This window comes from Microbacterium hydrocarbonoxydans, assembly GCF_023715885.1.
In the GTDB taxonomy this organism is placed as follows: domain Bacteria; phylum Actinomycetota; class Actinomycetes; order Actinomycetales; family Microbacteriaceae; genus Microbacterium; species Microbacterium hydrocarbonoxydans_C.
Genome location: NZ_JAMBOY010000001.1, coordinates 416,304 through 429,142, shown reverse-complemented (window position 1 = coordinate 429,142; position 12,839 = coordinate 416,304). Strand labels below are relative to the sequence as shown.

9 protein-coding genes are annotated in these 12,839 nt (G+C 68.4%); 4 read left to right on the top strand and 5 right to left on the bottom strand.

What is annotated here, in order from left to right:
* Positions 1-11 precede the first annotated feature (11 nt).
* The gene (locus M3195_RS01975) at positions 12-1,196 is read left to right on the top strand and encodes a MalY/PatB family protein (protein WP_251584706.1); all 1,185 of its coding nucleotides are present in this window, start codon (positions 12-14) and stop codon (positions 1,194-1,196) included.
* A 217-nt stretch (positions 1,197-1,413) separates the two neighbouring features.
* Here M3195_RS01975 and M3195_RS01970 read toward each other — a convergent pair whose 3' ends face one another.
* Positions 1,414-2,409, bottom strand: a complete 996-nt coding sequence (locus tag M3195_RS01970; RefSeq protein ID WP_251584705.1) for an NAD-dependent epimerase/dehydratase family protein — start codon at positions 2,407-2,409, stop codon at positions 1,414-1,416.
* 3 nt (positions 2,410-2,412) lie between these two features.
* Positions 2,413-3,744 carry an MFS transporter gene (locus M3195_RS01965; RefSeq protein WP_251584703.1) on the bottom strand — a complete coding sequence of 444 codons (1,332 nt, stop codon included), beginning with the start codon at positions 3,742-3,744 and terminating at the stop codon, positions 2,413-2,415.
* Positions 3,745-3,874: 130 nt separating this feature from the next.
* On the opposite strand from M3195_RS01965, the gene M3195_RS01960 reads away from it, so the two are divergent.
* Both M3195_RS01960 and M3195_RS01955 read left to right on the top strand, forming a co-directional pair.
* Positions 3,875-6,178, top strand: coding sequence for an FAD-dependent oxidoreductase (locus M3195_RS01960; RefSeq protein WP_251584701.1), 2,304 nt, complete (start codon positions 3,875-3,877; stop codon positions 6,176-6,178).
* Positions 6,179-6,205: 27 nt separating this feature from the next.
* A complete protein-coding gene (locus tag M3195_RS01955) occupies positions 6,206-6,985 on the top strand; it encodes an IclR family transcriptional regulator (RefSeq protein ID WP_251584699.1) in 780 nt (259 codons plus the stop codon).
* Positions 6,986-7,007: 22 nt separating this feature from the next.
* Here M3195_RS01955 and M3195_RS01950 read toward each other — a convergent pair whose 3' ends face one another.
* The 3 genes from M3195_RS01950 to M3195_RS01940 form a co-directional block, all read right to left on the bottom strand.
* On the bottom strand, positions 7,008-8,414 hold the full coding sequence (locus M3195_RS01950) for a glycoside hydrolase family 76 protein (RefSeq protein WP_251584697.1): 1,407 nt from the start codon (positions 8,412-8,414) through the stop codon (positions 7,008-7,010).
* 90 nt (positions 8,415-8,504) lie between these two features.
* Positions 8,505-10,280, bottom strand: coding sequence for a class I mannose-6-phosphate isomerase (locus M3195_RS01945; RefSeq protein WP_251584695.1), 1,776 nt, complete (start codon positions 10,278-10,280; stop codon positions 8,505-8,507).
* A gap of 106 nt (positions 10,281-10,386) precedes the next feature.
* A complete protein-coding gene (locus M3195_RS01940; protein ID WP_251584693.1) occupies positions 10,387-11,400 on the bottom strand; it encodes a LacI family DNA-binding transcriptional regulator in 1,014 nt (337 codons plus the stop codon).
* Positions 11,401-11,594: 194 nt separating this feature from the next.
* Here M3195_RS01940 and M3195_RS01935 point away from each other — a divergent pair, with 194 nt between their 5' ends.
* Positions 11,595-12,839 (top strand): ABC transporter substrate-binding protein, encoded by a 1,245-nt coding sequence (locus M3195_RS01935; protein ID WP_251584691.1) that lies wholly within the window; start codon positions 11,595-11,597, stop codon positions 12,837-12,839.

Here is a 12,839-nt window from a genome sequence, read left to right as displayed (position 1 = left end):
AGTCGAGCGACGTGAACGACTCCGCGCACGGCGCCCCGCATCCCTTCGACTCCCGGACCCGATTCGACCTCGATCGTCCTGAGAGCCGCAAGTGGAGCCTGCACCCCGGCAGCATCGGTGCGTGGGTGGCCGAGATGGACTTCGGTATCGCGCCCGAGATCGCCGCAGCTCTGCACCGGGCGATCGACGAGGAGACGCTCGGCTACCTGTCGCCGCCGCTCGCGGCCGACCTCGGTGCGGCCACTGCGGAATGGATGCGCGCCGAGTACGGCTGGGTCGTCGATCCCGAGCGCGTGCATCCGGTGTCCGACGTGATGGCCGCGCTGCGCGTCGCCGTGGAGGAGTACGCGCCGGCCGGGTCGCCGGTGATCGTGCCGACCCCCGCGTACATGCCGTTCCTCACCTACCTGCCGTCGATCGGGCACTCCGTGATCGAGGTGCCGGGCGTCGTGGTCGACGGGCGATGGCACCACGACCTCGACCGCATCGACAAGGCGTTTGCCGCCGGCGCGCGCACGCTCGTGCTGTGCAACCCGCACAACCCGACCGGCACCGTCGTGGACCGCGCCGAACTCGAGGCGATCGCGGAGATCGTCGAGCGTCACGGTGGGCGGGTGTTCGCCGATGAGATCCACGCGCCGCTGCGCTTCGACGGCCGGCCCTTCGTGCCCTACGCCTCGCTGACGGAGGCGACAGCCGCGCACACCGTCACCGGCACGAGCGCGTCGAAGGCGTGGAACATCCCGGGTCTCAAGGCCGCTCAGCTCGTGCTGTCGAACGACATCGACCAGGAGCAGTACCGCCGCTTCGGATTCTCGGTGCAGCACGGAGCCTCGACGCTCGGGGTCGTCGCGTCGACCGCGGCGTACCGGTCGGGCCGGTCGTGGCTCGACGGGGTGCTCGCCTACCTCTCGGATTCGCGGCGCACGCTCGGCGAGCTCGTCGCGGAGCACCTGCCCGGCGCGGTCTACCGCGAGCCCGAGGCCACGTACATCGGCTGGATCGACACAGGCGCGCTCGGCATCCCGGGCTCGCCGGCCCGGTTCTTCCGCGAACGGGCCGGCGTCGTGCTCACCGATGGAGCGCTGCTCGGTCACGGGTATGAGCGCTTCGTGCGCGTCGTGTTCGCAACGCCGCGGCCGATCCTCGTCGAGGCGCTCGCCGCGATGGGGGATGCCGTCCGCGCGCCGCACTGACCCGCCGCTACCGGCTCGCGGAGCCCTTGCGGGTCGTTGAGCGAGCGGAGCCCCTGCGGGTCGTTGAGCGAGCGGAGCGAGACGAAACGCGGTGGGTGTCGGAGAACGGCGTGCGACGTTTCGTCTCGGTGCTTCGCTCCTCGCTCAACGACCGGGGGTCTGCGCGGGTCGTTGAGCGAGCGGAGCGAGACGAAACGCGGCTCCTTCCGCAGAAGACCTACCGCCGCGCCGCGCCCACCCGCGCCCGTCGAGCCGCGACGGCGGCCTCGATCATGCGCGCCTCGTCGTACTCGGGCCGGAATCCGAGCAGCTCGCGGGCCCGGGCGTTGCTGGTCGTGTACGACGGTGCCGTGTCGGGCAGGGTCAGCGGAGTCGTCGGCAGCCCCGCGGCATCGGCCAGACGAGCGGCGAACGAGCCGAGATCGGTCGAGGAGTCCGGACCGAGCCCGATGACCTCGTGCCCCGACGTCTCACCTTCGAGAGCCAGCACGACACCGCGCGCGAGATCCGGCGCGGCCATGATGCCCATGGTCGTCGGGGTGCCGTCGGCGCGCGCGGCGACGATCACCGTGTCGGCATCGTCATCGGCGAAGCCGCGCAGCTGGTCCGCGACGAACGCGTTGCCCGCGGCATCCTCCTTCGCGAATCGCGCCTTCGCGAAGAAGCGCGGACCGGAGAAGAATGACGTCGGGTCGAGCAGCTCGGCCGGATGCTGCGTGTGCGAGAACCGCAGCACCACGGTGTCCCAGTCCAGGGTGCGGCCGGCGAACGCGACGGTCTCCTCCGCGAGCACCTTGCTGAGTCCATACCAGGTGCGGGGGAGACGCGGATGCTGCTCGTCGAGCGGCTGGTACTCCGGCGCGTTCTCGGGATAGACCTCGCCGGTGCTCGCGAGCACGAACCGCCGCACCGCCGACCCGGTCAGTGCCCGCACGAGCGCGACCGTGCCGGTGACGTTGGCCTCGTAGACGGCCTCGGCGTCGGCATCGTTCCACGACATGAAGGCTCCGAGGTGCGCCACGGCCTCGGCATCCGCCAGTCGTGAATCGCGGGGGGCGAGCTCCGTGAGGTCGGTCACGATGTGCTCGACACCCGGGATCGGCTCGGCCGGGGCGACCCGGTCGAGACCGATCACCGCGTGGCCGCGTGCGACGAGCTGAGCGGCGACGGTCGATCCGACGCGTCCGGAGGCTCCAGTGACGACGATGCGCATGGGTCAGCCCTTCTCGATCAGCGGGCTCTTCGCGGTCTCGCGGGCACCGATCACGACCACGAGCGTGATGACGGCGGCGCCCATCACGTAGAAGGCGGGAGCGTAGGTGTTGCCCGTCCACGAGATGAGGCTCTGCGAGAACCAAGGCGTGATGCCGCCGAACGCGGCGACGGAGATGTTGTACGCGATCGCCATCGAGCCGTAGCGGATGTTCGTGGGGAACAGCTCGGCCATCGCGGCGCTCATCGCTCCGTCGTACGCGGCCATGAAGACACCGAGGATGATCATCGCGACCACGGCCGCGAGGAACGCTCCCGAGCCCATGAGCATGAGCGTGGGATAGGTGAGCACGATGAAGCCGGCGGCGCCGATGATCATGACGGGCTTGCGGCCGATGCGGTCGCTGAGCAGGCCGAACAGCGGCACGAGGATCATGATCGCCGCGAGGCCGATGGTCGTCACGGCGTAGGCCGTCTGCTGGTCGAACTTCAGGTCGGTCTGCAGGTATGAGGGCATGAAGGTCTGCAGGATCCAGTGGCCGACGGCCTTGAGCACGACGAAGCCGACGCAGAAGAGCAGAGCCTTCCACCAGCGCGAGATCGAGGTGCGCAGCGGCTTCGCGGCGACCTCGCCCTTCTCCTTGATCTTCTGGAACTCCGGTGTGTCCTCGAGCTTGAGTCGGAGGTAGAGACCCGCCGCACCCAGGGGCAGCGCGAGGGCGAACATCGCGCGCCAGCCCCAGTCGTTCAGGGCCTGGGAGCCGAGGGTGGCGGTGAAGAGGAGCACGAGACCGGAGCCGGCGACGAAGGCCGCGAAGCCGAAGACGTCGACGAAGCTCGACACGAACCCGCGGCGGTTGCTCGGCGCGTACTCGGCGAGCAGGGTGGTCGCACCGCTGCTCTCGCCTCCGGCCGCGAAGCCCTGCACGAGCCGAACGATCACGAGCAGAAGGGGCGCGACGAGACCGATCGCGTCGTACGTCGGCAGGATGCCCATGATGAACGTCGCGCCCGAGGTGACCATGATCACGAGGCCGAGCGTGGTGCGGCGGCCGATGCGATCGCCCATGGAGCCGAAGAAGAGACCGCCGATCGGGCGCATGATGAACCCGGCCGCGAAGACTCCGAACGACGAGAGGAGCGCGGCCTGCGGGTCGCCGGTCTCGAAGAAGTGCAGCGCGATGACGGTGGCGAGGGTGCCGTAGAGGCCGAAGTCGAACCACTCGACGAAGTGGCCGACGCCGGCGGCGGTGATGACCTTGCGCATGCGCCGGCGGCGCTCGTCGTCGGTGAGAACCGCGGTGCCGACGCCGTCGGCGGTGTCAGTGATACCCATTACGCGTCCTTGAGTAGAGGTTGTGGCGACACCACGATCGTAGCGTCTGATGAGAAGCTACTACCGCTCAGTGGTAATGTGCAACCTCTGAACGGTAAACTCTGACGAGACGAAGCGACGAGGAGGTCCGATGATCAAGGCGGAGAGCCAGGTGGACGTGGTGGTCGTCGGCGGAGGGCTCGCCGGGACGTGCGCCGCCATCGCCGCGGCGCGGATGGGATCGCGCGTCGCGCTCATCCAGAACCGGCCGGTGCTCGGGGGCAACTCCTCGAGCGAGGTGCGGGTGTGGGTCGTCGGCGCCACGGCGCACGGTACGCAGCGGTTCGCCCGTGAGACGGGAATAGTCGGCGAGCTCGTGCTCGAGAATCAGTACCGCAACCCCGAGGGGAACCCCTACTACTGGGATCAGGTGCTGCTCGACGCCGTGCGGTCTGAGCCGAACATCTCGCTGCACCTCAACACCGACGTCAGAGAGGTGCGCATGCATGACACCACCTTCGGCGAGGCGCCGCGCATCGCCGCCGTGGTCGGGTGGACGATGGGCAGCGAGATCGAGACGGTGTTCGAGGCGCCCGTCTTCCTCGACTGCTCGGGCGACGGGCTCATCGGTCACCTCGCCGGGGCCGGCTATCGCGTCGGACGCGAGTCCCGCGCGGAGTTCGACGAGCCCTGGGCGCCCGACGTCGCCGACGATGAGCTGCTCGGCAGCTCCCTCTTCTTCTACACGAAGGACGCCGGGCGGCCGGAGCGCTTCGTGCCCCCGCTCATCGCGAAGGACATCCGCGAGACGCCCATCGTGCGCAACCGCATCATCCGCACCGGCGACAACGGCTGCGACTACTGGTGGATCGAGTGGGGAGGGCACCTCGACACCGTCTCATCGAACGAGCAGATCCGCGACGAGCTGTGGTCGATCGTCTACGGCATCTGGGACTACATCAAGAACTCCGGAGAGTTCGACGCCGACCGGCTGACTCTCGAGTGGGTCGGGGCGATCCCCGGCAAGCGCGAGTACCGGCGGTTCATCGGCGACTACACGATGACGCAGCACGACGTGCTGCAGCAAACGGCGTTCGACGACGCCGTGGCCTTCGGCGGCTGGTCGATCGACCTCCACCCCGTGGAAGGCGTCTATGCCGAGAAGGCGGGTGCGCTGCAGCGCTACAGCGACGGCATCTATCAGATCCCGTTCCGCAGCCTCTACTCCCGCGACGTCGCCAACCTGCTCTTCGCCGGCCGCAACATCTCGGCCTCGCACATCGCGTTCGGCTCGACCCGCGTCATGGCCACGTGCGCCACGCAGGGGCAGGCCGTCGGCACCGCCGCCGCCCTCATCGCGCGCGACGGCCTCACGCCCCGCGAGCTCGCCGGCTCGCACCGGGGTGAGCTGCAGGCCGCGCTGCTCCGTGAGGACGCACCGGTGTTCGGGATCTCCGCGACCGACGCCGACGACCTCGCGCAGGGGGCGACGGTGACGGCGTCGAGCGCGCTCACCGAGGTGTCGACGAGGGCTCATCGCACGACCGAGACCCTGCCGCTCGACCGCGACATCGCCGTGATGATCCCGGTCGACCCGCGGATCGACGGTGTCGAGCTCGACGTCGTCGCCTCCTCCGACACGACCCTCCGCCTCGAGCTCTGGAACACCGGCAGACCGCAGAACGCCGTACCCGTCGAGCGGATCGCCGAGGTCGAGGTGCCGGTCGCCGCGGGTGCGGAGTCCGCGGTGGCTCCGCTCGCCTGGCATCCGGACGCCCCGGCGAACGCGGTCGTGATCGTGCGCGCCGACCCAAACGTCTCCCTCGTGCTCACGGACGAGCGGCCGTACGGGGTGCTGGCGATGGGCGCGAAGCGCGCCGACGACGCCGCCTTCGACGATCACATCCCCGACGCCGAGCACCAGCTCGTCACCGACTGGAACGCCCGGATGCTGCGTCGCCGCAGCGTCTCGCTCCGCGCCGTCGGCGAGACTCGCGCCTGGTCGGCCGACAAGGTCGTGGACGGCAGCAACCGGCCGTACGGCGGCCCTCGTATGTGGTCGTCGGAGCGGGTGGATGCCGAGGCGCTCGCCGGCGCGCCGGAGTGGATCGAGCTGCGCTGGCCGGAACCGGTGCCCGCGGCATCCGTTCGTCTCGTGTGGAACGACGACGTCGACGAGGATCTCATCAACCTCCACCACCACCGCACCGAGTTCACCGTGATCCCCGAGCTCGTCGCCGACTACGAGGTGCAGGTGCAGGTCGACGGCGAGTGGTCGACGGTCGCCGAGGTCGCCGACAACCGGCACCGGCACCGCATCCACGACTTCGCGCAGCAGCGGGTCGAGGCCGTGCGCGTGCGCGTCAGTCGCACGAACGGCTACGCGTACGTGACACTGAGCAGCGTGCGCGTGTACGCCGAGCCGAGCGGGCGCGATGTCGCACTGCCCTGGTGAGGCGCGGTCGTAGGAGAGACTGGGGTCATGGCGGCGGAAGTTCAACAGGGAGTCGGCCGGGCGGCGGCGGTGCTCGAGGCGATCGCGAGTGCGACGGGCGGACCGCCCCGCGCCTCCGACATATCGCGCGCCACCGGCCTCGGCGCATCCACGATCGCCCGCATGCTGACGACCCTCGAAGAGCTCGGCTACGTGTCGAAGGTCGACAACGGCTACGCGATCGGCGCCGCGGTCATGTCGCTCGCGAGCCGCGGACTGAACCAGTACCCGATCCACCGCGAGAGCCGCACCCCCGTGCAGGAACTGGCGCAGCGCACCGGCTTCAGCGCGAACGTCGCCGTGCGCGTCGGCGACAGGGCGGTGTACCTCTCGCACGCCGAGGGTGAGCTCGCGCGCAAGTCGCACACGATGGTCGGACTCGGGCAGCCGCTGCACGCCTCCGCGCTGGGCAAGTGCCTGCTGCTCGGGCTCACTGCGCAGGAGCGCCGCGAGCTGCTCGGCGACGACCTGCCGAAATACACCGTGAACACGATCGGCGACCACGCCGCGCTCGACGCCGAGCTCGACCGGGTGCGCCGCGACGGGTACGCGACCGAGGACCAGGAACTGGCCCTCGGTCGCCTGTGCGTCGCCGCGCCCATCCGCGATGCAACCGGACAGGCCGTCGGCGCGATCTCGCTGTCCGGGCGTCTCACGATGATGCGCGACTACGGACTCGACCGCCTGCAGGAAGACGTTGTCGAATCCGCAGACCGGATCAGCGTCGCGCTCGGCCTCATCTCGGCGGTGCCTCCGGCCGCGCGGTGAGGGGGCGTCGTCGATCCCGCCGCTAGCTGACGTTCCCGAGGTCGCCGCGATCCCAGGCGAGGATCGCGAAGATCTGGATCACGCCGGATTGGTCGAGCGTCGCCGCAGGTCGGGAGGGCAGGTAATCGCCGCCGCCGGACGGTTGGAAGTGGAAGAGCCCTGTGGCGGGGTCGCGGTTGGTGTCCCACACCAGCTGGGCGTACTGCTCGGCGGCCGCTCGATACGCCGGGTCGTGGCTCACGGAGTCGAGGAGGAACAGGTCGCGGAAGTAGAACGCGTTGAAGATGGCCGGCTGCTGCTGCAACCTGTTCTCCGCGGTCCAGTACTCCAGCGATCCACGCGCCGCCGCCTTCGCCTGAGAGAGGTATTTCGCCTCACCGGTGGCCCGGTAGAGGATCGTCGCGGTCGCGATCATCGACCCCGAGTTGTAGGTCCAGAGCGTCGGGTTCACCTCGCCGGCGTCATTGATGCTGTTGGCGTAGAGCCCCGCCGACGTCTTCAGGCATTTGTTGTTCCAGGCGTAGAGCTTCTTGCTCCATGTCAGATAGTCCGCCTTCCCGGTCTGCTCGTACAGGTGTGCGGCGAGCTGAGCGGCGAGACCGGTGATGTTGGCGCCGCGGTCGGCGTTGTCGGCCCGGTCGATCCAGTCCATCCCGCCCGGGCAGGCGAGGGCTGAGTCGGTGTTCCATCCGCGCACGACGATCGAGAAGGCGTGCTCGGCTTTCTCGAGGTAGGCCGGATCACCGGTCTTGCGGTATTGGCGCACGTCGGTGAGTCCGATGATGGAGTTGTCATCGTAGAAGACGTCGCCCCCGGTGCCGAGTGGGGCGGGGAGGTAGGACTCGTACCCCGCACGCCCTCCCTCGCGCACGTTGTAGTACAGCTCGAAGTTGGCGATGCGCTGCCGCGTGACGTTGGCGTACGCGGGCCCGATGCCGGGTACGCCCTGCAGGTCGGCTGTCGCCTGACTCGCTTCGCGATACTCCCAGAGGTAGGAGTACGGGTTCACCTCCTCGCCCGTGTTCAGTCGGTAGAGCTGGTGGCCTGCGGCTCCGAGATAGAGATTGTCCTGCATCGCGTCGTAGCTGACCACGGCGCGATCCGACCAGGCGTCCGCGGGCCCGATGCCGGGTACGCCCTGCAGGTCGGCTGTCGCCTGACTCGCTTCGCGATACTCCCAGAGGTAGGAGTACGGGTTCACCTCCTCGCCCGTGTTCAGTCGGTAGAGCTGGTGGCCTGCGGCTCCGAGATAGAGATTGTCCTGCATCGCGTCGTAGCTGACCACGGCGCGATCCGACCAGGCGTCCGCGTCCGACGGCGGAGCCGCCTGGGCGGGTGCGGCCGCCGCGGCGACCAACACCGCGGCGGTCGCCGCAGCGATCACACTGCTGCGCAGCGCGCGTGTACGAAGGGAAGAGGTTGACTTCATCGTTCATCCTGTCTTCAGATTGATATCGTTATCAACTCGACAAGCCTGACCGACGACGGCGGAAGCGTCAACCCCTCCCCGGTGCTCCGGTCACACGGCGGTTCCGCGCACCGAGGCCTTCACCGTCGCGCATTCCGCACCGACGCCGGCGCCATGCGGCCGGATCGTGTACGCGCCGACGGCCGCTGGAACGATGAAGGTCTCGGCGTAGTGCACGACGAAGGGCTCGAACGCGCCGGTGGGCGATTCGATGATCGCCTCCGCCCCCTCGACGAGGTTCAGCACATTCACCGTCCCACCTGTGTGATGAGGCGCGACGCCCGTGAACCAGTGCCGGCGCACCTCGATGAACTCGAGGTCGTGCAGGCCGGTCCGCTCCTCCCGCCAGCCGTCGCCCGCGGCGATCGACTCCACTTGATTGATGAGGTTCTCATCGGTCCAGGCGGTGTCGCGCTCCCACTGGATGTTCGCGAGCGCGTGCTCGAGATGGATCGGCCGCGGCACCCCGTCGAGGCCGACTCGGTCCCAGTCCCACATCTTGAAGGTGAAGATGTACGGCGTCGCCGAGATCTCGAGCACCATCGAGTTCGCTCCGGAGCAATGCACGGTCCCGGCGGGGATCGAGAAGTGATCGTGCCGCTTCGCGGGGTAGGTGTTCACGTACTCCTCTGCGGGGAACGAGATCTCCCCTGCTTGCGCGCGGGTGAGATCGGCGGTGAGCCTCTCCCGGTCCACCCCGGTCTTGAGCCCGAGGTACACGACGGCATCGTCGTCGGCATCCAACAGGTAGTAGCTCTCGTCCTGCGTGTACGCCATACCGAAGCGGTCGCGGATGTACTCGGTGAGCGGATGCACTTGCAGCGAGAGGTTGCCGCCGCCCATGGTGTCGAGCAGGTCGAAGCGGATGGGGAACTCGGCACCGAACCGCGCGAAGGTCCGCTCGCCGAGGAGATCCCGCGGGTGCGAGAACACCAGGTCGATCGACGGGATCTGGAAGACGCCCTCGCCATCGCTCAGTAGCAGGCTGTTCTCCTCGGGCACGCCGTCGAATGACCAGGCGTAGTTGGCCTCCGACGCGTCGAGGCCGCACACCTGCTTCATCCATTGCCCGCCCCAGACGCCGGGATCGAAGTACGGCACGACGCGGAACGGTCGGTGGGATGCCGCGGCCAGCGCTCCACGGAAGGCGTCACCGGTGATGAGGGAGGTGGCGCCGACCCGGTTCGCGTCGAGCACGAAGTCGGCGGTGCCGAACAGAGGTCGCTTGTGCCGGTCGGCAGCGCGCCACTCGAGGAAGAAGCCGCGCTTGATCTTGCGCAGCGAATCCTCCTCGGCGTTCTCGGCGTGCCAGTTCGGCATGCCGCGGCGGTAGCGCAGCTGGATCTCCCAGCGCGCCATCTCGACGAGCGCCGTCACATCCGGTCGAGTGAGGGTGGCTGAGCCCCAGCCGATCAGCACGGTCGGTGCGGCGCGGCTCTCGACGCGCTCGCGCAGTTCGTCGCGCTTCGCCGCGTCGTAGAAGGCGTCGATCGTCGCGTGCGACATGATGCCGAAGACCCGATCGTCGGTGAGCGTGCGCGCGAACCGAGCCGCCAGTTCGGATGCCGACAGGGCCGCCGACTCCACGTCGACGATCTCGAATCCCGGCAGCCCCGCGCGGATCTCGTCGGCGAGCGCGGCGAGGTCGGTGCCAGGGTAGGCGTCGATCGCGATGAGAGCCCGATCCCCTGCCGATGCGGCGGCGTCGCGGAGTGCGTGCCAGACGTCGACGCCACGGCGGATGGTCTCGCCCGGCGGCAGCGCGATCACGGGATGGCGGTCGTAGGAGGACGTACGCTCACCGGCGCGCGCAAAGGAGTGGGGCATCGCTGCAGCCTTTCGTTCCGGATGCCACGGGGCCGCCGCAGAGGCGATCCACGCTGATATCGTTATCAACGTATACCACGACCACGGGATAAGCAGCATGCGGACATCACTCGCGGAAGCGAGTGGGCAGTTCCACCAGCTGCGGCTCGCCCGCTGATGCCCCGAGTCGCTGCATGATCATGCGAGCCGCCGCGCGACCGAGCTCGCGCGGATCATGCTCGATGACCGAGAGGTCGAAGGGCACGAGGCCCGAAAGCTCGAAGTCGTCGAAGGCGACGATGCGCATTTCCGCGGCGAGCTCGGGATGCTCGGCGAGAGCGCGCAGTGCACCGATGGTGTTGCGGTTGTTCGCGCTGAAGACGGCCGTCGGCGGATTCTCACTCGTCAGCAGCTCGACCATGACGTCGTGCGCGGCGGCGTCGTCGTTCTGACCGGCCCGCATCAGATCGGGGTCGATCGCGACGCCTGCCTCGCGGTGCGCCCGTTCGAAGCCGAGGCGCCGTCGCCGGCTGGTGAAGACCGAGGCGCGGTTCCCGAGGAAGGCGATCCGACGGTGCCCCTGGGCGAGCAGAGACGCAGTGCCGTCTCGCGCTCCGTTCTCGTCGTCGACCAGAACGACGTCGGCAGTCACGCCGTCGACCTGGCGGGAGGCGAGGGCGAGGGGGATGCCGGCGGCGACCGCCGTGCGCAGGTGGGTGACGTCGCCGCCGGCCGGGACCACGATGAGCCCGTCGACCTTGCGCCCGATGAAGTCGTTCACCAGGGCCCGTTCGCGCTCGATGTCCTCACCACTGTTGCCGACGAGCAGGAGCATGCCGTCTGTCGTCACGATCTCCTCGACGCCGAGCTGCACCTGCGCGTAGTACGGGTTCGCGACATTGGTGATGATCACACCGATCAGACCGGTGCGCTGCCCAGGGCGGAGGCTCCGGGCGTTCTCGTTACGGCGGTACCCGAGGGCGGCGGCCGCTTCGAGGACCGCCTGCACCTTTTCGGGCCGCACATTCGGTCCGCCGCTGAGCACCCGAGACACCGTCATCGGAGAGACCCCGGCGGCTGCGGCAACGTCCTGGACGGTGGGCGCGGCGGAGCCGCGATTCTTCGCAAGACGACCGGTCATGCCGTCATGGTATCGATACATCCGCGTCGGTCCGGGTATCGCCGAGCGACCGGCATCCGACTGCGGGGTGGGCCCCATCACTTGCGATGGATCGCTTGCCGTCGTCTTCTCGACCGTGTTACAGTCCGATTCTGATAACGATATCAATCCGATGATCGCGACATCGATCCTCGACCCGAACGAAGGAGTTCCGTGTGAAGTTCCCGCGAAGAATCGTCGTCGCCGCGGCGGCGCTCGTGACCGTGGCATCGGTCGCCGGGTGCGCCGGCTCGACCGCCGGATCATCGACCGATCTGCAGTTCGTCACCGACAAGAGCTGGGACTTCGAGAAGTTCTCCGCCGTGTCGAAGGACGACATCGACGTGTCGCTCGACCCCGCGTACTACGCCGACCAGAACGCGTTCCAGGCGTTCATCAAGCAGTCCTTCCGATCGAACAAGGCGCCGGGACTCTTCACCTGGCACACCGGTTCGTCGCTCGAGGATCTCGTCTCGGAGGGACTCGTCGCCGAGACCACCGACATCTGGGAGAAGGCCGTCGCAGACGGCAACATCAGCGAGTCGGTGAAGGACCTCTACACGATCGACGGCAAGCAGTACTGCACTCCGATCAGCGTCGACGACTGGGTCATGTACTACGACAAGCGCACGTTCTCCGAGCTCGGGCTCGAGGTCCCGACGACGTGGGACGAGATGATGACGGTCGCCGACACGCTCGTCGACGCCGGCGTCGCGCCGTTCTGGAACTCGGGCGGCAACCCCTGGGCGTTCGTGTGGTTCCAGATCCTCACCGCCGGCACCGACGTCGAGCTCTACAACGACCTGATGTCGGGCGATGCGAAGTTCACCGACCCCGAAGTCGTCGACATCATGAACGTCTGGCTCGACATGAAGGAGAAGGGCTACTTCTCCGACCCGGGCTCGAAGACTCCCGGCGAGACGCAGATCAAAGACCAGGAGGTGGCGATGATCCCCTTCGGCACCTGGTACGCGAGCACGCTCGACACCGTGGGGCTGGAGAGCGGCACCGACTGGGGGGTGTTCCCGATCCCCAATGTGAACCCCGAGCAGGAGGTCACCCCGGTGGCGATCGAGACAGCCCCCGCCTGTGTGCCCGAGAAGTCGGCGCAGCGCGAGCTCGGACTCGAGTACTCGGAATGGTGGATGGGCACCGACGCGCAGACCGCGTGGTCGGAGCAGCAGGGCAACCTGCCCTTCAACCCGAACGCCACGGCATCCACCGAGGAGTTCCAGAAGATCGGCGAGGAGTACACCGATCCGAAGTACACGTTCTACCTGCGCTACTACGAGGCGGCTCCTGCGCCGATCCTCACCTCGTCGCTCGACCAGTTCACGGGATTCATGACGAACCCCGGTGACCCGATGCCCTTCCTGGAGGGGATCCAGGCCACGGCGGACGAGTACTGGAGCGAGCATTGA